This is a genomic window from Rathayibacter sp. PhB152 (genome assembly GCF_003751395.1).
GTDB classification, from domain to species: domain Bacteria; phylum Actinomycetota; class Actinomycetes; order Actinomycetales; family Microbacteriaceae; genus Rathayibacter; species Rathayibacter festucae.
In genome coordinates this window covers 216,620-235,197 of record NZ_RJUT01000008.1, presented here as the reverse complement: position 1 = coordinate 235,197, position 18,578 = coordinate 216,620, and the positions used below count along the sequence as shown (strand labels likewise).

Below are 18,578 nucleotides of genomic sequence, written 5' to 3'. Positions count from 1 at the left end.
TTCCGCCCGACCTCGGCGCTCCCAGAGCGGCACCGAGGCGGCGGAATAGGGTCGTTCCATGTTCGAACTCCATCACCTCAGCGCCCAGGAGCAGTGGGACTGGCTGCAGCGCGGCGAGATCACCCCGCTCGAGCTGACCGAGCACTACCTCGCCCGGATCGAGCGCTGGAACGGGGAGCTGGGCGCCTTCACCACCGTGACCGCGGACGCGGCGCGGGCCCGGGCGGCCTCGATCGGCTCCGTGCCGCGCACCGCGCTGCTCTGGGGGCTGCCGAGCGGCGACAAGGACCTCTGGCGCCGGGCCGGCGTCCGGACCACCTTCGGCTCGCGGCTGCGCGAGTCCTTCGTCCCCGACGCCTCCGACGAGATCGTCCAGGTGCTCGACGCGGCGGGGGCGATCAGCCTCGGCAAGACGGCTGCGCCCGAGTTCGGCATGCCCTCCTACACCGAGAACCTCGTCGGACCGCCGACGGTCACGCCCTGGGACACCTCGCGCGGCGCGGGCGGGTCCAGCGGCGGCGCGGCGAGCGCGGTCGCGGCGGGTCTGCTCCCGTTCGCGCCGGGCTCCGACGGCGGCGGCTCGATCCGCATCCCCGCCGCCGCCTGCGGTCTGGTCGGTCTCAAGCCCTCCCGCGGCCGGGTGCCGGCGCTGTCCGGAGTGGGGGGAGTGGGCGGCCTCGTCGTCGCCGGTCCGCTGACGCGCTCGGTCGCGGACGCCGGGATGCTGCTGGAGGGGATGCTCGAGCGCCGGAACGGCGTCGTCCCGCAGCGCACGGCGCTGACCGCGCCGGGCGACGGCGACGGCTCCTTCCTCGGTGCCGCCGTGCGCGGGGAGGGCCGCTTCCAGATCGGCGTGCTGACGGCCTCGCCGTGGGACGAGGAGTACGACATCGGGCTCGCTCCGGAGGCGCGCGCTGCGCTGGACGAGGGCATCGCGGCGCTCTCGGCGCTCGGCCACGGTCTCGACGACGCGGTGCTGCCGCCGTCCGCCGCCTACCCCGACGCGTTCCGGATGCTCTGGCAGAGCGGGGCGTCGACGCTCCCGATCGAGGGCGACGAGCTCGACCTGCTGGAGCCGCTGACGCAGTGGCTGATCCGCGAGGGGCGGAAGCGCTCGGCGCGCGAGATCGTCGAGGCGGCGGGGGTGCTGTCCGCCTACGAGCGCACGGTGATCGCCGCCTTCTCGCCGTTCGACGCGATCCTGACCCCGTCGATGACGATGACGCCGCGGCCGGTCGGCTGGTACGACGCTGAGGATCCGGAGCGCAACTTCGAGCAGCAGGTGCGCTACACGCCGTACACCTCGTTCGTGAACGTGAGCGGCCTGCCGGCGATCGCGCTGCCGCTGAGTGTCACGGCGGACGGCCTGCCGATGGGGATCCAGCTGATCGGGCGACCCGGCGGTGAGGCGGTGCTGCTGTCGATCGGCGCGCAGCTGGAGCGCCGGGCGCGCTGGCAGCGGCGGCACCCCCCGCAGTGGTGAGGCCCGGGGAGCCGGGCGCCGCGGACACCCGGCGAACGGGCAGGTCCGCACCCTTGGCCGGTCAGGTTAGGCATGCCTATACTTACTTCCGATGTGCATGTTCGAGGGACGAGACGGCTCGGAGCCGGTCGACGTCAAGCAGTTCCTGATCGCGGGTGACGAGACCGTCGTGCCCTGGATCCAGAGCATGCTCGACGCGCTCCCCGCGAACGCCCGGGGCCAGGTCTTCGTCGAGGTCGACGACGCCCGCGGCCTGCCGCCGCTCTCGGCGCCCGGCCGCGTCTGCGTCACCTGGCTCGGCCGCTCGCAGCGCTCCGGCGCTCCCGGCACCGGTCTCGCCTGTGCGCGCGGCGTCGCGCTCGACCGCGCGGTGCGCGCCTGGATGGGCGAGATGTCCGTCGTCGACGGCGACTACCCGTGGGCGGACGACCGGCACGACTTCTGCGCCTGGGTCGGCGGAGAGGGCGCCGTCGTCGCGGAGCTGGCCGCCGATGTCGACGCCCGCCTGCGGGTGTCAGCCGAGCACGCCGCTCGCTGAGAGCCACTCAGGATTAGGTAAGGCTTACCTTCTCTGCGAGACTGGACCGGTGCCTCCGCTGACCGAAGCCCCCGCCCGTCCGGCCTACCGGCCGTATCTCGCGACCGTCGCCCGCGCGACCCGGATCGCGCCGCACTTCATCCGGATCACGCTGACCGGTGACGATCTCGGCTCGGTCGGCTGCACCGGCCCGGACCAGCGGATCAAGCTGGTCGTGCCGACGCCGACCTCGAGCGCGCACGACTTCATGGCCTCGGTCGCGGATGAGAGCGGGCCGGACGGCCTCGCTCCCGACTGGTACGCCCGCTGGCGCGAGCTGCCGGACGCGCTGCGGAATCCGCTGCGCACCTACACGATCCGCGCGACGCGCCCCGAGCAGGCCGAGGTCGACGTCGACTTCGTCGCACACGGCGACACCGGTCCCGCTTCCGCCTGGGTCGAGTCGGCCCGCGTCGGCGCGCAGGTCGTCATCATCGCGCCCGATACGCGCTCGGAGCTGGCCGGCGGCGGCGTCGAGTGGCACCCGGGTGCGGCGACGACGCTCCTGATGGCGGGCGACGAGACCGCGGTCCCCGCGATCAGCGCGATCCTCGAGAGCCTCCCCGCCTCGGCGACCGGAGCCGCGTTCCTCGAGGTGCCGAGCGCGGCGGACGTCCTGCCGCTCCAGCACCCCGCCGGAGTCCGCGTGCACTGGCTGGTGCGCACCGGGACGACCCCGGGCGCGCAGCTCGGCGACTCCGTCCGCGGCTGGGCGACCCGCTTCCTCACGGCGCATCACCGCGGGGTCGAGGTGTCCGACGTCGACGTCGACAGCGAGATCCTCTGGGAGGTGCCCGCGGAGCGCACCGACCCCGGCCTCTACGCCTGGATCGCCGGCGAGGCCGGCGCGATCAAGCTCATCCGCCGCTGCCTCGTCACCGAGCTCGGCGTCGACCGCACCCGCGTCGCCTTCATGGGCTACTGGCGGACGGGCCGCTCCGAGGCCAACTGAGCCTCGCGCCGCGTCCCCTCCGCCCTCAGAGCGCGGCGGGGACGCCGACCAGGCGGCTCGAGAGCGTCCAGAGGTCGCGGCCGAGCTGACGATCGCGCGCCTGCGCGGCCACCGCGCCGCCGGGCCGGAGCCCGTCGAAGTAGCTGCCGCTCGCCGCGCCGACGTCCGGCTCGGACGCCAGCGTGATCAGCGGGACGGCGCCCGCCTCGGCGGAGATGCCCGGCGACCCGGTCAGCGACAGCAGCGACATCAGCCGCGAATCGGCGCCGAAGCCGGTCGCGACGACGCCCGGGTGGAACGAGTAGGCGTCGACGGCGGTCGGCAGCAGGCGCTCGGCCAGCTCGCGGACGAAGAGGATCGTGGCGAGCTTCGAGGTGCCGTAGGCGCGCCAGCCGCCCAGCCACGGCCCGCGCCGGCGGTCGGGGTCGTCGAGCGAGAGCCGGCCGATGCGGTTGGCGGCGCTCGCGGTGGAGACCACGCGGGCACCGGGGCGCTCGCGCCCGGTCTCGATCAGGCGGGGGAGCAGCAGGCGGGTCAGCAGGAACGGCGCCAGGTGGTTGCTCTGGATCGTCCGCTCGTGCCCGTCGATCGTCTCGCCGCGGTGCGAGACGAGACCGCCCGCGTTGTTGGCGAGCACGTCGATGCCGTCGTAGCGGGCGAGGAGGGCGCCGGCCAGGTCGCGGACGTCGTCGAGACGGTCGAAGTCGGCGACGAAGGGATCGCCGCCGATCTCCGCCGCGACCGCGCGGGTCCGCTCCGGGTTCCTCCCGACGACGGCGACGCGGGCGCCGGCCGAGGCCAGCGCGCCGGCGGCGATCCGCCCGATCCCGGAGCTCGCCCCGGTGAGGACGACGACGCGCCCCGTCTGATCAGCGACCACGGACGTAGCCGCCCTTCTCGAGGCCGGCCTCGATCTCGAAGCGGTTCCGCAGCGGGTCGCGGCCGGCGACGAAGTACATCAGCGGGAACCACATGCCGAAGGTGCGCCACTGCTCCTTGTGCACGGCCTCGTGCTCGAGCACGCGGTCGGAGACGTTGCTGTCCGTCAGGTAGCTCGTGCCGACGCAGGAGCCGCCGCGGCCGAAGGCCCAGGAGGGCAGGCCGGTGAAGACGACGAGCCCGTTGCGGCGCTCGATCGGGCCCGTGCTCCAGAGCGCGCCCCAGGCCAGACCGACCGCGCAGGCGAAGAGGTAGCCGGGCCGGGTGATCGCCGGGTCGAGGGCGACGACCGCGACCGCGCGCCGCAGGGCGCTCACGCGCTGTCGCGCCCGTAGGTCTCGAGCAGGCGCAGCCAGACCTCGCTGATCGTCGGGTAGGAGGGGACGGCGTGCCACAGGCGGGACAGCGGGACCTCGCCGACGACGGCGATCGTCGCGGAGTGCACGAGCTCGCCGACCTCCTTGCCGACGAAGGTGACGCCGAGCAGGACCTCGCGATCCTCGTCGACGACCATCCGGGCGGTGCCCTTGTAGCCGACGGCGGCGAGGGAGGCGCCGGCGACGGAGCCGATCTCGTAGTCGACGACCCGGGTGCGGTAGCCCGCCTTCTCGGCCGCGGCGGCGGTGAGGCCGACGGAGGCGACCTCGGGGTCGGTGAAGACGACCTGCGGCACGGCCTCGTGGTCCGCGGTGGCGACGTGCGCGCCCCAGGGCGCGTCCTTCACCTCGCCGCCGGTGCTGCGCGCGACGATCACGTCGCCGGCGGCGCGGGCCTGGTACTTGCCCTGGTGGGTGAGCAGCGCTCGGTGGTTGACGTCGCCGACTCCGTAGAGCCAGGGCGAGCCGGAGCCGACCGGGGAGCCGTCCTCGCCGAGCACGAGCATCGTGTCGTCGACCTTCAGAGAGTCGCCCGGCTCGAGCCCGACGACCTCGAGGCCGATGTCGCGGGTCTGCGGGGCGCGGCCGGTGGCGGCGAGGATCTCGTCGGCCTCGACGACGTCGCCGCCCTCCAGGGTCACGGCGACGGTGCCGTCGGCGCGGCGCTCGACGGACGCGGGGGAGCCGCCGATCCGCACGTCGACGCCCAGCTCGCGGAGGGCGTCGCCGACCAGCTCGCCGGCAAACGGCTCGAACGGGGCGAGCAGCCCGCTCCGGGCGAGCAGGGTCACGGTGGCGCCCATGCCGGCGTAGGCCGTCGCCATCTCGCAGGCCACGACGCCGCCGCCGACGACGACGAGGCGGTCGGGGACGATCTCGGCGCTGGTCGCCTCGCGGCTGGTCCACGGCGAGGCGGCGCGCAGCCCCGGGATGTCGGGGACGACGGCGCTGGTGCCGGTCGCGACGGCGACGGCGCTCCGGGCGTGCAGGACGCGGACGGAGCCGTCGGGGGCGGTGACGCTGACCTCGCGCACACCGCTGAGGCGGCCGTGGCCGCGGACGAGCTCGATGCCGGCGCCCTCGAGCCACTGGACCTGGCCGTGGTCGTCGAAGCCGCTGGTGACGGAGTCGCGGTGCGCCAGGAGCGCGGCGATGTCGACGCCGCCGGTGACGGCCTGCGCCGCTCCCGGGAGGTCGCGGGCGGCCCGCAGCGCCATCGGCGCGCGCAGCAGCGCCTTGGACGGCATGCAGGCCCAGTAGGAGCACTCGCCGCCCACCAGCTCGCTCTCGACGATCGCGGCGGTCAGCCCGCCCTGCACGGCGCGATCGGCGATGTTCTCGCCGACCGGCCCCGCGCCGATGACGATCAGATCGAAGGTGTCGGTCGCTGCGGTCTCGCTGGCGGCGTCGGTGCTCGGCGTGGTCATGGTCTCTCCGGATCGTTCTCGGGGGCGGATCGCCCGTTCTGTCCTGGACTCCGGCGCCGTGCGGCCCGGAGGACGTTCTCAGTGCGCGGGCACGATCTCGGCGCGCCAGCCGTCGTAGCGGCCGCCCTCGCGCTCGACGACCTCGATCACCTGGCGGAGGAAGGCGGTCGTCGCCTCCTCGTCCACCGCGGCGTGGTGGCTCGCGACCAGCACGAGGCGCAGCCGCAGGCGCGAGATGGCGATCTCGAAGCCGGAGGCGACGAGCGCCCGGCCGGCCCGGCGCGCCCTCGAGCGGCGGGAGAAGACGGCGAAGTGGTCGACCTCGCGCAGCTCCCAGACCTGGTCGCCGTAGCGCAGGCGGACCTCGAGCTGCTGGGCCGCGCGCTCGCGCTGGGCCTCGAGGACGGACGACTGCCGAGCCGCGGGATCGGCGGTGCCGGTGGTGGTCGGGACGGATGTGGTCACGGGTGCCTGCTCGCTCATCGGCCGGTGAACTCCGCTCGCGTGCGGGAGAGGAAGGCCTTCATGCCGATCCGCGCGTCGTCCGACGCGGCGAGGCGTGCCAGCTCGGCGGGCAACGCAGCGGCGGCCTCGGCGTCGGAGGAGGCGACGGCGAGGCGGGCGCTCGCGAGCGCCGCCTGGACGGCGAGCGGAGCCTGCGCGGCGATCCGCTCGGCGAGCGCTCGGGCCGCCTCGGCGACGGTGCCGTCGGCCACCACCTCCTGGACCAGGCCGATCCGGTGCGCCTCGCGGGCGTCGAACTCGTCGCCGGTGAGGATCCAGCGCATCGCGTCGCCCCAGCCGGCCGCGCGCGGGAAGCGCAGCGTGGCGCCGCCGAAGGGGAGGATGCCGCGCGCGACCTCGATCTGCCCGAAGCGGGTCGACTCCTCGGCGAGGACGACGTCGCTCGCGAGGGCCAGCTCGATGCCGAGGGTGAGGCAGGTGCCCTGCAGCCCGATCACGACGGGCTTGGCCACCGGGCGGGTGCGGATCGCCCACGGGTCGAGGCCGCCCTCCGGCACGAAGTCCAGACCGTCGCCGCCGAGCCGCGGCCCGATGTCGGCCAGGTCGAGCCCGGCCGTGAAGTGGGCGCCCTCGGCGAGGACGACGCCCGCGCGCAGCTCCGGATCGCGGTCCAGCTCGCCGTAGGCGGCGGCCAGCTCGCGCAGCAGCCGGAAGTCGGCCGCGTTCCGCTTCTCGGGCCGGTCGAGGACGATTTCGAGCACGTGCCCGCGCCGTTCGGTGCGCACACGTCGCCGGTCGTCGCTCATCGGTCCTCCGCTCGGGTCGCGTCCGTCCATCTTGCCCGGTGCCGCCGACACCGGGTCGCGGCGGGGCGCCGATTCGGAGTCGCCGCTCAGGCCGACGACGTGCCGGCCGGTGCTCGGACGGCGCGGAGTGCTCAGACGCCGCGGGTCGTCGCGCCGACCAGGCGGAGGATCGTCGGCAGGTCGTCGACCGCGGCGGTCGGCGAGGACGGCGCGAAGGAGGTGAGGCCCGCGCCCGCGAGCGGGAACCGGGCCCGCAGCGCGGCGAGGCACTCGACCAGCCGCGAGGCGGGGACGCCGAACGGCACGGGGTCGAAGAGACCGGCGACCTCGGCCGGGTCGAGGACGTCGAGGTCGATGTGCACGTAGACCGAGCCGGCACCGGTCGCCTCGACGGCGGCGACGAGCGCCTCCGGATCGAGCGCGTCGACGCCGAGGTGGGTGGCTCCGCGCTCGAGCAGTCCCTCGAGCTCGCCCGGGTCCGAGGCGCGGACGCCCGCGAGCACGACGTGCTCGTCGGCGATCCGGTCCGCGGCGGACGCGCTGAGCAGTCCGACGCCGCGGCCGAGGACGGCCGAGAGCACCATGCCGCAGAAGGCGCCGCTCGGCGAGGTCTCGGGCGTGTTCGCATCCGGATGCGCGTCGAACCAGACCAGCGCGACCGGCTCGGCGGAGGAGCGGACCGCGTGCCCGATCGCCGCGAACTCCACGCCGCAGTCGCCGCCGATCGTCACGATCGGCCCGGGCCGGCCGGCCAGCGCCTCGCGGACCCGCTCGGCGGTCACGGCGACGGACGCGTAGCGGCGGACCCCGGTGTCCTGCGCGTCGCCCGCCTCCGGCGGGACGTCGACGACGACCGTGGCGGAGGAGGGCAGATCGCCGCGGATCGCCTCGGCTCCGTCGACGAGGCGCATGGCCCGCGTCGAGGCGGACCCCTGCCACTGGGGGACGACGAGGAAGGAGGCCATGGCTCTCACTATGGCACGCGGCTCGCGGGGGTCGAGGCCTCGCCGGATCAGGCGGCCGGGAGCTCGCCGGACGTGCCCGCGAGCGGATCCGCGGACGGCGCCTCGGGGCCGTCGAGGTCGAGCAGCGCCTCGTCCAGCGCGGAGCGGGCCCGGTCGGCGGCGGCCCTCGCCTGCTCGAGTGCGGCGGACGGGGCGGCCGCCGCGAGGTGCAGGGCGGCGTCCAGCTGGGAGCGGGTCTCCTCGGCGAGGATGCGCGGTGCGGCGGTGATCCGCTCGCCGTGCACGGCCGCCAGCAGGGCGACCGCGTCGGCCCCGAGCAGGGCGACGGTGCGGGCCCCCTCGACGAGGAGCAGCTGCCGCTCGGCCTGCGCCCGCGGCTCGCGGTAGCCGGCGACCACCGCGTCGAGGGCGGCGTCGGCCTCCAGCAGCAGGGCGAGGACGACAGAGGGGTCGTGCCGGACGTCCGAGGCGCGCGCGTCGTCGGCGCTGAGCAGCAGAGCGGTCGCGGCGGCGCAGGCGGTCGCGACGTCGGCGGCGGAGGCGAGCTGCGCGGTGGTCCGCACACCGGTCAGCGTGGCCGCGCGGTCGAGGTCGTCGCGCACCGAGCGCTCCAGAGCGCTCAGCTGGGTCTCGGCGCGCTCCAGCAGCACCGTCTGCGCCTCGACGGCGTCGAGCAGTGCGGCCGCGGCGGAGTCGTCGCGCTCGGCGGCCGCCTCGATCGCCTCGCGGAGCGGGCGCACCTGGCGCTCGGAGGTGGTGCCCGCGAGGACGGAGACGTCCGCGCGGGAGCGGTGCAGCCGCTCCGGGAGGGACGGGATCGGCGAGGTCACTCCGTGATCGTACGGGCCCTGTGTTACCGACCGTGTCGTCGCGGCTCGACCCGCTGCCCGCCCGTGCCCAGGATGGAGGCATGCCAGGAACGCTCGCCATCGTCGAAGTCGCCTCGGCGCGCCCCGGACGCGACGAGTACCACGCCTACGTGCAGATGCTCAACGGCCGCATCCTCGGCCTCGCCCGCGAGCTCGGCTGGGAGGCGGAGCGCTTCGCGGCGGAGGACCTCGGCACCGCGCGGCTGCTCGAGCGCACGCTCGGCGCCGACGCGATCGTGCTGGCCGGCGGCGAGGACATCGCCCCCGAGCGCTACGGCGTCGCCCGCGGCTACGCCGGCGAGGGCCCGCACGCGGAGCAGGCCGACGCCGCCCAGATCGCCCTGGTCCGCCGGGCTCTCGCCCGCCGCACCCCGCTGCTCGGCATCTGCCGCGGGCTCCAGATCGTCAACGTCGCCCTCGGCGGCACGCTCGTCCCGGACCTCGGCCCGGAGGCCGCGCACCTCAACGCCGACGCACCGGTGCACGAGCGCATGCACCGCCACGACGTGGTGCTCGCCGCGGACTCGACCCTCGGCGGCCTCTTCGGCGCGGAGGCGCTCGCCGTGCAGAGCGCGCACCACCAGGCGGTCGACGCCCTCGCCCCGGGCTTGCGGGTCGTCGCCCGAGCGGAGGACGGCGTCGTCGAGGCGCTGGAGCACCGGGACGCGCCGATCGTCGGCGTGCAGTGGCACCCGGAGGACCCGGCGGCGCCGGCCGGGCAGCTCGCCGTCCTGCTCGAGGGGCTCGCGCACGCCGTCGCCCGGCAGAACCCGGTCGAGGCCGTCGCCGCCTGAGCGCCGCCGACCCCGACCCGGATCCGTCCGGATAGGGCCTCAGCCGGCCAGCCGCGCCATCCACGCCTCGATGTCGTCGGCGGACCGGGGGATGCCGGCCGACAGGTTCTCGGCGCCGTCCGCCGTCACGAGGACGTCGTCCTCGATCCGCACGCCGATGCCGCGGAGCTCCGCGGGCACGGTGAGGTCGTCGGGCTGGAAGTAGAGGCCCGGCTCGATCGTGAAGACCATGCCGGCCTCGACGATCCCGTCCAGGTACATCTCGCGGCGGGCCTTCGCGCAGTCGTGCACGTCGAGGCCCAGGTGGTGGCTGGTGCCGTGCACCATGTAGCGGCGGTGCTGCTGATTGTCGGCCTCGAGCGCCTCCTCGGCGCTCACCGGGAGCAGGCCCCACTCCGCGGTGCGCCGGGCGATGACGGCCATCGCGGCCGCGTGCACCTCGCGGAAGCGGATGCCGGGCCGGACGATCGCGAACGCGGCGTCGGCCGCCTCCCGCACCGTCTCGTGCACGCGGCGCTGCGCCTCGGTGTAGCGGCCGTCGACGGGGAAGGTCCGGGTGATGTCGGCGGTGTAGTAGCTCTCCTGCTCCACGCCGGCGTCGAGGAGGACCAGGTCGCCGGGGCGCACCGGCCCGTCGTTGCGGGTCCAGTGCAGGATGCAGGCGTGCGCACCGGCGGCGGCGATGGTGTCGTAGCCGACCGCGTTGCCGTCGGCGCGGGCGCGGCCGTTGAAGACGCCCTCGATCAGGCGCTCGCCGCGCTCGTGCCGGACGATGCGGGGCAGGTCGGCGAGGACGTCCTCGAAGCCGCGGGCGGTGGCGTCGACGGCGGCGCGCAGCTCGGCGATCTCGTACTCGTCCTTGACCAGGCGCAGCTCGGAGAGGTCGCGCTCGAGGGCGTCGCCGTCGGTCTCCGCGCCGGGCGACTGCGCGTCCACGCGCGCGGTGACCACGGGGTCCGCCTCGCGGAGGACCGCGACCGGCGCCTCGCCGGCGTCCAGGACGGCATCGAGCTCCGCGATGCCGCGGGTCTCGAGTCCGAGGTCGGCTGCGACCTGCGAGAGAGAGGGGCGCGGGCCGATCCAGAATTCGCCGATCTCGGAGTTCGCGTAGAACTCGTCGGAGTCGCGGCCGGCCCGCTCTCGGAAGTAGAGCGTCGCGGTGTGGCCCTCGCCTGCGGGCTCGAGGACCAGGACGGCGCCGGGCTCCGAGTCCGAGCCCCAGCCGGTCAGCCAGGTGAAGGCGGAGTGCGCGCGGAAGGGGTAGTCGGTGTCGTTGGCACGCTGCTTCAGCCGCCCGGCCGGCACGATCAGCCGGACGCCGGTGTGCAGGGCTGAGAGGCGCTCGCGGCGGCGCGCGGCGAAGGCGGCCTGCTCGCGCGGCGCGGGGAGGGTCTCCTCGCGCTGGGCCCAGCCGGACGCGATGAAGTCGCGGAACCGGTCGGAGCCGGGGGTCGTGGAGCGGTTCGTGGTCGCGCGCGGCGCGGGAGCGGCGGCGACGGTCTCCGGTGCGGCGGTGGTGGTCTGCTCGTCCGTGTTCGTCATGCCGCCATTCTCCTCCCTGCGCCCGACACGGCGGCCGGGGGCAGGGCCAGGCGGCCGGGGCAGTGGTCAGGACGACTCCTTGACCATCCCGCGGACCGAGAGCTGCGCGAGCACCGGGCGGTGGTCGCTGCCGGCGTCGTCCTGGTCGTCCAGCACGTCGAAGCCGGAGACGTCCCAGCGACCGGAGAACAGCACGTGGTCGATCGGAGCGGCGAGGGCCGGCGGGAGGCTCGTCGGCCAGGTGCCGACGGCCGCGGCGTTCGCGAGCCGTCCGGCGTCCGTGCAGCCGCCGAGGTCGGCGTCGCCCGGGAGAGCCGACCAGTGGTCGAGAGTCGAGTTGAGATCACCCAGGACGACGAGGTCCTCCTCGGCGGTGCAGAGGTCGGCCAGACGGGCGAGGTCGCTGCGCCACTCGGTCGCGTGGGCGGGCAGCGGAGCGGTGGTGTGCACGGCCGCGATCACCGGGCGCTCCGGGGTGTCGGGCCGGGCGACGAGGGAGGCGCTGGTCGCGGTCGGCGTGCTCGCCGCGTCGACCGAGTAGCCGCCGAGGGCGGGCGAGAGCAGCAGCGCGGTGCCGTCGCTCGGTCCGGTGCCCGGGACCAGGTGCAGGATCATCGGGCGGCCGACGGCGGCGAGGGCGTCCCCGACCTGCTCGGCGCGCTCCTGCGACACCTCGAGCAGCGCGACCGCGTCAGCGGCGTTCGCGTCCGCGAGCGCGGCGACGGTCTCGGCGGGGACGCCGTCGTGCAGGAGGTTCCAGCTCAGGACGCGCAGGTCGCCGAGGCGGTGCGCGCGGGGCGGGGCGGAGTCGTCGCCGCGGACCGCCTGCAGGCCGCCGAGCGCGAGCGCGAGGGCGACGCCGAGGGCGCCGAGGACGAGGGCGAGCCGGCGCACGGGCTCCACGAGCACCGCGACGACGACGAGGACGACGGCTCCGGCGACCCCGGCCAGGGCGGTGGCCGCGCGGAACGAGACCAGCTGCGCGAAGGGCGTCTGACCGGCGAGGCCGAAGAAGCCGGGTGCCGCGACCACCAGCAGCACGATCGCCACTGCGAGCGCCACCGCGAACTTGACCAGTCGTGTCCCCATCCCGGCCCAGGCTAGGGCATCGGTCCCGGGGAGTCCGCAGGACGCGCGTCTACGATGGCCGGATGCATGTCCCCGGAGGCGGGTACGACCTCCACACCCACTCGCTCGTCTCCGACGGCACCGAGCCGCCCGAGGTGCTCGTCCGCGCGGCCGCCTCGGCCGGTCTCGGCGGCGTCGCGCTGACCGACCACGACACCACCCGCGGCTGGGCGGCGGCGATCGCCGCGGCCGAGGAGGCGGGCATCGACCTGCTGCCCGGGATGGAGCTCTCCTCGAGGGTCGGCTGGGCGAGCGTGCACGTGCTCGCGTACCTCCCCGACCCGGAGGACCCCGGCCTCGTGGCCGAGACCTCGCGGATCCGCTCGGAGCGCTCGCACCGCGCGCAGGCCATCGTCACGGCGATCGCGGCCGACTACGACCTCACCTGGGACGACGTGCTGGCGCAGACCAGCCCCGGCACCACGATCGGACGCCCGCACATCGCCGACGCGCTGGTCGCCCGCGGGCTCGCGACCGACCGCTCGGCGGCGTTCGCGGGGATCCTCGACTGGCGCGGCGGCTACTTCCAGCCGCACTACGCCCCGGATCCGGTCGAGGCGGTGCGACTCGTGCGGGCCGCGGGCGGCGTGCCCGTGATCGCGCACCCCGCCACGAGCACCCGCGGCATCGCGATCGAGTCGATGCTGCCGGAGCTGGTCGACGCGGGGCTCTTCGGCCTCGAGGTCGAGCACCGGGAGAACACCGCCGCGGGCAAGCGGCGGCTGCGCGAGCTGGCGGCTCGGTACTCCCTCGTCACGACCGGCTCGAGCGACTACCACGGCACCGGCAAGCCGAACCGGCTCGGCGAGAACACGACGGAGCGCGCGACCGTCGACGCGATCCGCGGGGCGGCGAGGGCGGGCTGAGCCGCGCCGTCGGCACGGCGGGGTGGGTCTCGATACGCCGCTGCGCGGCTACTCGACCAGCATGGTCCGCCGTTGGTCGGCGGCGGTCGCGCCCGGCAGGCTCCGCGGCGGTCGACGGCAGCCGCGACACCTCATGCTGATCGAGGAGCCCGCGGAGCGGTCCTGCATGCCGACCGAGGAGTCCGCGGAGCGGTCCTGCATGCCGACCGAGTAGCCCGCGGAGCGGTCCTGCATGCCGGCCGAGGAGCCCGCGGGGCGGACTTGCATGCTGATCGAGTAGCCCGCGGAGCGGGCGTATCGAGATCCACCGCTGTCAGAAGCTCGCGCTGCTGAAGGCCGCGTCTCGATGCGCTCCTGCGAGCTACTCGACCAGCATGCTTCTCCTGCCGATCGAGCAGCCCGCGGAGCGGACCTTCATGCTGATCGAGCAGCCCGCGGAGCGGGCGTATCGAGATCCGCGGCCGCGGAGGCCTACGCCGAGCCGTCCGGGCGGGGGCTGCGGCGGCGCTGGCGGGTGCGGCGGCGGGGCTCGCTGTTGCCGTCGTGGTGCTCCTTGCTCTCGCTCGAGGGGGCCTGGCCGGTCTGCACCGGCTCGCCCTCGGTGGCGGCGGGAGCCGTCTCGCCGGAGTCTCCGCGGCTGCGGCGGCGCGGCTCGCGGCCGCCCTCGCGCGGCTCGCGCTGACGGGGAGCGCGGTCGGGGCGGGCGTCCGCCTTCGCCTCGGCGGGGATCGGGGTCGGCTTCAGCCGGCCCTTCGTGCCGACGGGGATCGCGAGGTCCTCGTAGAGGTGCGGCGACGAGGAGTAGGTCTCGACCGGGTCGGGCTGGCCGAACTCGAGCGCGCGGTTGATGAGGGCCCACTTGTGCAGGTCCTCCCAGTCGACGAAGGTCACGGCGATGCCGGTCTTGCCGGCGCGGCCGGTGCGGCCGACGCGGTGCAGGTAGGTCTGGTCGTCGTCCGGGATGGTGTGGTTGATCACGTGGGTGACGTCGTTGACGTCGATGCCGCGGGCGGCGACGTCGGTCGCGATCAGGATGTCCTTCTTCCCGGCCTTGAACGCGGCCATCGCGCGCTCGCGCTGCTCCTGGTTGAGGTCGCCGTGCACGGCGGCGGCGTTGAAGCCGCGGTCGTTGAGCTCCTCGACGATGCGGGCGGCCGCGCGCTTGGTGCGGGTGAAGATGACGGTCTTGCCGCGGCCCTCGGCCTGCAGGATGCGGGCGATGACCTCGTCCTTGTCGAGCGAGTGCGCCCGGTAGACGATGTGCTTGATGTTCGCCTGCGTGATGCCCTCGTCGGGGTCCGTCGCGCGGATGTGGATCGGCTTGTTCATGAAGCGGCGGGCGAGGGCGACGATCGCGCCGGGCATCGTCGCCGAGAAGAGCATGGTGTGGCGGGTGGCCGGGGTCTGCGCGAAGAGCTTCTCGATGTCGGAGAGGAAGCCGAGGTCGAGCATCTTGTCGGCCTCGTCGAGGACCATCGTCTGCACGCTCGCGAGCGAGAGCAGGCGCTGACCGGCGAGGTCGAGCAGGCGGCCCGGGGTGCCGACGACGATCTGCGCGCCGGCCTTGAGCTGCTCGATCTGACCCTCGTAGGCCTTGCCGCCGTAGATCGAGACGATCTTGGTCGGCCGGTTGGAGGCGGCGAGCTCGATGTCCTCGGTGACCTGCACGGCCAGCTCGCGGGTCGGCACCACGATCAGCGCCTTGACGCCGGGCTCGGGGTCGTTGCCGAGGGCCTGGATGAGGGGGAGGCCGAAGCCGAAGGTCTTGCCGGTGCCGGTCTTGGCCTGCCCGATGATGTCCTGCTTCTGCAGGGCCAGCGGGATGGTCTGCTCCTGGATGGGGAACGGCTCGAGGATGCCCTTGGCGGCGAGTGCGGCGACGATGTCGTCGTCGATGTTGAGGTCGGAGAAAGTCACGGAGTGAAGCGCCTGTCGTGTCGAACGGTCCACGCCCCTGTACGACTCGGGCGCAGGGTCACCGATCCAGCGCCGGTGACATCCCGGCGAGTCTACCGCCACGGGGGTCCTCGGGCCCGGAACCGCGGGCGGCGCGCGCTCTACACTGATCGGATGGCAGCCTGGTTCCGACGTCGACGTCCGCTCGGCGAAGCCCCCCGACTGACCCCGCGCGGTGAGTCGACGAGCAAGCGCGACCGCGTCGATCTGGCCGATCTGAGCCCCGAGCTGCTGCCCTACCTCGGGCAGGTGGCCTACCTCCAGCTGGCCGTGTTCGAGGCGCTGGCCCGCGGGGTGGCGGGCACGGACGACCTCGCCGACAAGGAGGCGATCTCCGCGGCGGCGGGCACCGCGCTGGCGAAGCACCACGCGGTCGTGGCCGAGCTGCGCCGGCGCGACGTCGAGCCGAGCGAGGCGATGGCGCCGTTCCGGCCGGCCATCGACACCTTCGAGCACCTCACCCGCGGCGCCGACCTGCACGAGACGCTGCTGTCGGCGTACATCACCGCCGGGCTGCTCGACGACTTCTTCATCCGGCTCACCGGCGGGCTGCCGAACGACGTCGGCCCGCGGATGGCGCAGACGCTGGGCGCCGACACCGGCGTCGACGGCCTGGTCGCGATCCTCCGCCGCGAGATCGCGGCGGACGAGCGCCTCGGCTCCCGCCTCGCGGTCTGGGGGCGCCGCCTGGTCGGCGACACGCTGCTCGTCGCCCGCTCGGCGCTGATGGGCTCGGGCAACCCCGACTCCGACGAGTCCCGGATCGAGCCGGTCTTCACCGAGCTCATCGCCTCGCACACCCGCCGGATGGACGCGCTCGGCCTGACGGCCTGACGCCTCGGCGCTGGTGCGGGCCGGAGCTCCGGCGCCGCCGGCTCGCGGAATCGCCTCCGGCTCGCGGATTCCGCCGGTTTCCACGTGCCGGACGCGGTTCGGCGTGCCGGAGCTCGGCCGGTGCCGCATTCCTGCTGGTCGAGTAGCCCCGGAGGGGCGTATCGAGACCCACGTCCGCCTGAGGGCGGGTTCTGCAGTCCCGACTCCTGACGGTGGTGGATCTCGAAACGCCCGCTGCGCGGGCTACTCGATCAGCATGGAGGCGACAGCCACCGGCCGGTCGATCAGCAGGGAAGTGGCCGCTGAGGGCTGCTCGATCAGCACGGAGGAAGTGCGCGGCCGCCCGGTCAGTCGTCGATGAAGCCGGGGACGTGGGCCAGGGTGGCGACGGTGCGGGCGCGGCCCCACTCGACGTGGGCGTGGGCGACGGAGACGGCGAGCGGGGCGTCGCCGGCGGCGATCGCCTCCGCGAGGCGCACGTGCTCGTCGTGCCGGACGCCCGGCTCAGCCTGGATGTTCGCGATGTTGAGACGGTTGCTGCGCTCGTCGAGCGGCTGCATCGTGGTGATCAGGAGCCGGTTGCCCGCGATCGCCTCGATCGCGCCGTGGATGCGGCCGCTCTCGGAGTGGAAGCGCGCGAGGTCGCCGGCGGCGAGGGCGGCGCTCGCGTCGGCGACGACGGCGGTCAGGGCCGAGGCGTCGGCGCCGCGGGCCACCGCCTCCGCCGCCCTGCGGGCCACGAGCGGCTCGAGCGCCGAGCGGATGTCGTAGAGCTCCTCGACGTCGCGCCGCCGGACGATCGACACGACGGCGGTGCTGCGCGGGCGGACCGTGACCAGGCCGGCCAGCTCGAGCCAGGGCAGCGCCTCGCGGATCGGCACGCGCGAGACGGCGAGCTCGGTGGCGAGATCGCGCTCGCGGATCGGCTCGCCCGCCGGCAGCCGGCCGTCGAGGATGCGCGCGCGCAGCTCCTCGTACACCCGCTGCGACATCGTCTGCGCGGGACTCTTCGTCGGCATCGGCGCTCCTGTCGGTCTACCCGTTCTCCGTCCCCGAAGGGTAGCGGGCGGCGCAGGCGGGACCCGTCCGTCCTTGTAACGCCGTCTTCATCTGCCCGAAACAGCCGAGCGCCGGATCGGATCTACCGTGATCGACGTGCCTCGGTATACCGAGCGCCTCTCTCGCCACTCCGCCGGAAGGACCCGCCCCATGAGCACCGTCACGAATCCGCCCCCCGCCACGACGATGGGCGACCGCATCGAGGCCGCCTACTCGCGCATCGGAGTCACGAGCGCGCACCTGGGCATCGTCGCGATGATCCTCTTCGGCGTCTTCTTCGACGCGATCGAGCAGAACACGGTCGGCGTCGCCGGCCCGATCCTCGCCGCCGACTGGGGACTCGCCGGTGCGCAGATCGGCCTGCTCAACACGGCGACCTTCACGGCGGTCGCGCTCGGCCGCGTCCTCGCCGGAGTGGTGATGGACCGGATCGGGCGGCGCACCCTCCTGGGTGCGAACCTGATGATCTTCGCCGTCGGCTCGCTGCTCTGCGCCTTCGCGCCCAGCTACGAGATCCTGGTCGCGGCGCGCTTCCTGGTCGGCCTCGGCCTCGGCGGCGAGATCGCGACGGCGGTCATCATGCTCGCCGAGTTCTTCTCCGCGAAGCACCGAGGCACGGCTGTCGGCCTGATCAACGTCGCCGCGGCCGGACTCGGCAACATGCTCGCCCCGCTCTTCGGCGTCATCGTCTTCTCGGTCTTCACCGGCGACGACCGCTGGCGCTGGCTCTTCGGCATCCTGGTGATCCCCGCCCTCGCGGTCGTGGTCTACCGGCGCGCGCTGCCCGAGACTCCCCGCTATCTCGCCGCCCGCGGCCGCGTCGCCGAGGCGAACACCGTCATCAACCGGCTCGCGCAGGGCCGGCTGCACCGCCCCGTGACCGACGAGGTCGACTACCTGGGCGGCGCCGCCGACCGGCCCGTCACGTCCGTGAGCACCCCACGCTGGACCGAGCTCTTCGGCCGCCGCCACCGCCGCACCACGATCGCCCTGGGCGTCGCGGTCTGCATGTCCTACGCCGCGCAGATCTCGATGCTCACCCTGATCCCGCTGATCCTCACCTCCCGCGGCTTCGACATCACCAGTGCGCTCTGGTATACCCTCGTGATGCAGTCGGGCTCCCTGGTCGGAGCGCTGGTCGCTGCCCTCGCCGCCCGCCGGCTGCCGCGCAAGCTCACGCTCACGGTCGCGGCCCTGCTCGGGATCGGCGCCGGTCTCGGCTTCGGCTTCCTCGGCACCACCGTCGCGCTGGTGCTCGTCTTCGGCTTCCTCTTCAACTTCTCGGTGATCGTGCTCAACACCACCATCTGGCTGTTCGCTCCGGAGCAGTACCCCACGCGGATCCGCGGCCTCGGCACCTCGGTGATCCTCGCCCTCGGCTCGCTCTCCGGCGGGCTGTTCCCGCTCCTCGCCGGCGCCGTGCTCGACGCCTCGGGGGTCGGCGGGATGTTCGCCCTCCTCGCCGGGCTGTTCGCGGTCTGCGCGATCGCGGTGCAGTTCCCGCGCGAGACCGTCGGCCGTCCGATGGCGGAGGACTGA

General features: G+C 74.5%; 19 protein-coding genes. 7 read left to right on the top strand and 12 right to left on the bottom strand.

Translation table 11 applies throughout. The features are described 5' to 3' along the window. The first annotated feature begins 58 nt into the window (after window positions 1-58). From EDF36_RS18280 to EDF36_RS18270, 3 genes are all read left to right on the top strand, one after another. Window positions 59-1,483: an amidase gene (locus EDF36_RS18280; RefSeq protein ID WP_123734077.1), complete on the top strand. Its 1,425-nt coding sequence runs from the start codon at window positions 59-61 to the stop codon at window positions 1,481-1,483. Between the two features lie 97 nt (window positions 1,484-1,580). Further along, on the top strand, window positions 1,581-2,021 hold the full coding sequence (locus tag EDF36_RS18275; RefSeq protein ID WP_166674142.1) for an SIP domain-containing protein: 441 nt from the start codon (window positions 1,581-1,583) through the stop codon (window positions 2,019-2,021). A gap of 49 nt (window positions 2,022-2,070) precedes the next feature. Next, window positions 2,071-3,012: a siderophore-interacting protein gene (locus tag EDF36_RS18270; protein WP_260300784.1), complete on the top strand. Its 942-nt coding sequence runs from the start codon at window positions 2,071-2,073 to the stop codon at window positions 3,010-3,012. Window positions 3,013-3,037: 25 nt separating this feature from the next. Here EDF36_RS18270 and EDF36_RS18265 read toward each other — a convergent pair whose 3' ends face one another. From EDF36_RS18265 to EDF36_RS18235, 7 genes are all read right to left on the bottom strand, one after another. Further along, a complete protein-coding gene (locus tag EDF36_RS18265) occupies window positions 3,038-3,892 on the bottom strand; it encodes an SDR family NAD(P)-dependent oxidoreductase (protein WP_123734074.1) in 855 nt (284 codons plus the stop codon). Next, a complete protein-coding gene (locus EDF36_RS18260; RefSeq protein ID WP_123705115.1) occupies window positions 3,882-4,268 on the bottom strand; it encodes a Fe-S oxidoreductase in 387 nt (128 codons plus the stop codon). The genes EDF36_RS18265 and EDF36_RS18260 overlap by 11 nt, the downstream gene beginning before the upstream one ends. After that, on the bottom strand, window positions 4,265-5,755 hold the full coding sequence (locus EDF36_RS18255; protein ID WP_123734073.1) for an NAD(P)/FAD-dependent oxidoreductase: 1,491 nt from the start codon (window positions 5,753-5,755) through the stop codon (window positions 4,265-4,267). Before EDF36_RS18255 ends, EDF36_RS18260 begins: the two co-directional genes overlap by 4 nt. A gap of 78 nt (window positions 5,756-5,833) precedes the next feature. After that, window positions 5,834-6,220 carry a ribonuclease E inhibitor RraB gene (locus EDF36_RS18250; protein WP_185020540.1) on the bottom strand — a complete coding sequence of 129 codons (387 nt, stop codon included), beginning with the start codon at window positions 6,218-6,220 and terminating at the stop codon, window positions 5,834-5,836. 14 nt (window positions 6,221-6,234) lie between these two features. After that, window positions 6,235-7,026, bottom strand: a complete 792-nt coding sequence (locus tag EDF36_RS18245; RefSeq protein WP_123734071.1) for a crotonase/enoyl-CoA hydratase family protein — start codon at window positions 7,024-7,026, stop codon at window positions 6,235-6,237. A 131-nt stretch (window positions 7,027-7,157) separates the two neighbouring features. Next, a complete protein-coding gene (locus EDF36_RS18240) occupies window positions 7,158-7,991 on the bottom strand; it encodes an arginase family protein (protein ID WP_123705111.1) in 834 nt (277 codons plus the stop codon). A gap of 47 nt (window positions 7,992-8,038) precedes the next feature. Beyond that, a complete protein-coding gene (locus EDF36_RS18235) occupies window positions 8,039-8,821 on the bottom strand; it encodes a hypothetical protein (RefSeq protein WP_123734070.1) in 783 nt (260 codons plus the stop codon). An 80-nt stretch (window positions 8,822-8,901) separates the two neighbouring features. On the opposite strand from EDF36_RS18235, the gene EDF36_RS18230 reads away from it, so the two are divergent. Continuing rightward, window positions 8,902-9,654: a gamma-glutamyl-gamma-aminobutyrate hydrolase family protein gene (locus tag EDF36_RS18230; RefSeq protein ID WP_123734069.1), complete on the top strand. Its 753-nt coding sequence runs from the start codon at window positions 8,902-8,904 to the stop codon at window positions 9,652-9,654. A 39-nt stretch (window positions 9,655-9,693) separates the two neighbouring features. Here the strand turns inward: EDF36_RS18230 and EDF36_RS18225 are convergent, their stop codons facing one another. Continuing rightward, window positions 9,694-11,196 carry an aminopeptidase P family protein gene (locus tag EDF36_RS18225; protein WP_123734068.1) on the bottom strand — a complete coding sequence of 501 codons (1,503 nt, stop codon included), beginning with the start codon at window positions 11,194-11,196 and terminating at the stop codon, window positions 9,694-9,696. Window positions 11,197-11,262: 66 nt separating this feature from the next. Beyond that, the gene (locus tag EDF36_RS18220; protein ID WP_123734067.1) at window positions 11,263-12,285 is read right to left on the bottom strand and encodes an endonuclease/exonuclease/phosphatase family protein; all 1,023 of its coding nucleotides are present in this window, start codon (window positions 12,283-12,285) and stop codon (window positions 11,263-11,265) included. A 62-nt stretch (window positions 12,286-12,347) separates the two neighbouring features. Between EDF36_RS18220 and EDF36_RS18215 the strand changes: the two genes are divergently transcribed. Continuing rightward, a complete protein-coding gene (locus EDF36_RS18215; RefSeq protein ID WP_123734066.1) occupies window positions 12,348-13,190 on the top strand; it encodes a PHP domain-containing protein in 843 nt (280 codons plus the stop codon). A gap of 48 nt (window positions 13,191-13,238) precedes the next feature. On the opposite strand, the gene EDF36_RS18210 is transcribed toward EDF36_RS18215, so the two are convergent. After that, window positions 13,239-13,457 carry a hypothetical protein gene (locus tag EDF36_RS18210; protein ID WP_123734065.1) on the bottom strand — a complete coding sequence of 73 codons (219 nt, stop codon included), beginning with the start codon at window positions 13,455-13,457 and terminating at the stop codon, window positions 13,239-13,241. A gap of 204 nt (window positions 13,458-13,661) precedes the next feature. Continuing rightward, on the bottom strand, window positions 13,662-15,107 hold the full coding sequence (locus tag EDF36_RS18205) for a DEAD/DEAH box helicase (protein WP_123734064.1): 1,446 nt from the start codon (window positions 15,105-15,107) through the stop codon (window positions 13,662-13,664). A gap of 153 nt (window positions 15,108-15,260) precedes the next feature. Here EDF36_RS18205 and EDF36_RS18200 point away from each other — a divergent pair, with 153 nt between their 5' ends. Continuing rightward, on the top strand, window positions 15,261-15,980 hold the full coding sequence (locus tag EDF36_RS18200; protein ID WP_123734063.1) for a ferritin-like fold-containing protein: 720 nt from the start codon (window positions 15,261-15,263) through the stop codon (window positions 15,978-15,980). Window positions 15,981-16,327: 347 nt separating this feature from the next. On the opposite strand, the gene EDF36_RS18195 is transcribed toward EDF36_RS18200, so the two are convergent. Further along, window positions 16,328-16,999, bottom strand: coding sequence for a GntR family transcriptional regulator (locus EDF36_RS18195; protein WP_123734062.1), 672 nt, complete (start codon window positions 16,997-16,999; stop codon window positions 16,328-16,330). Window positions 17,000-17,189: 190 nt separating this feature from the next. Between EDF36_RS18195 and EDF36_RS18190 the strand changes: the two genes are divergently transcribed. Further along, window positions 17,190-18,578: an MFS transporter gene (locus tag EDF36_RS18190; protein WP_260300783.1), complete on the top strand. Its 1,389-nt coding sequence runs from the start codon at window positions 17,190-17,192 to the stop codon at window positions 18,576-18,578.

What these genes read in the sequence shown, in the direction of transcription:
- EDF36_RS18190 (WP_260300783.1), top strand. Translation starts at nt 17,190, where the DNA reads ATGAGCACCGTCACGAATCCGCCCCCCGCCACGACGATGGGCGACCGC.
- EDF36_RS18210 (WP_123734065.1), bottom strand. Translation starts at nt 13,457, where the DNA reads ATGCAAGTCCGCCCCGCGGGCTCCTCGGCCGGCATGCAGGACCGCTCC.
- EDF36_RS18280 (WP_123734077.1), top strand. Translation starts at nt 59, where the DNA reads ATGTTCGAACTCCATCACCTCAGCGCCCAGGAGCAGTGGGACTGGCTG.
- EDF36_RS18230 (WP_123734069.1), top strand. Translation starts at nt 8,902, where the DNA reads ATGCCAGGAACGCTCGCCATCGTCGAAGTCGCCTCGGCGCGCCCCGGA.
- EDF36_RS18275 (WP_166674142.1), top strand. Translation starts at nt 1,581, where the DNA reads ATGTTCGAGGGACGAGACGGCTCGGAGCCGGTCGACGTCAAGCAGTTC.
- EDF36_RS18225 (WP_123734068.1), bottom strand. Translation starts at nt 11,196, where the DNA reads ATGACGAACACGGACGAGCAGACCACCACCGCCGCACCGGAGACCGTC.
- EDF36_RS18245 (WP_123734071.1), bottom strand. Translation starts at nt 7,026, where the DNA reads ATGAGCGACGACCGGCGACGTGTGCGCACCGAACGGCGCGGGCACGTG.
- EDF36_RS18195 (WP_123734062.1), bottom strand. Translation starts at nt 16,999, where the DNA reads ATGCCGACGAAGAGTCCCGCGCAGACGATGTCGCAGCGGGTGTACGAG.
- EDF36_RS18220 (WP_123734067.1), bottom strand. Translation starts at nt 12,285, where the DNA reads ATGGGGACACGACTGGTCAAGTTCGCGGTGGCGCTCGCAGTGGCGATC.
- EDF36_RS18215 (WP_123734066.1), top strand. Translation starts at nt 12,348, where the DNA reads ATGCATGTCCCCGGAGGCGGGTACGACCTCCACACCCACTCGCTCGTC.
- EDF36_RS18255 (WP_123734073.1), bottom strand. Translation starts at nt 5,755, where the DNA reads ATGACCACGCCGAGCACCGACGCCGCCAGCGAGACCGCAGCGACCGAC.
- EDF36_RS18200 (WP_123734063.1), top strand. Translation starts at nt 15,261, where the DNA reads ATGGCAGCCTGGTTCCGACGTCGACGTCCGCTCGGCGAAGCCCCCCGA.
- EDF36_RS18240 (WP_123705111.1), bottom strand. Translation starts at nt 7,991, where the DNA reads ATGGCCTCCTTCCTCGTCGTCCCCCAGTGGCAGGGGTCCGCCTCGACG.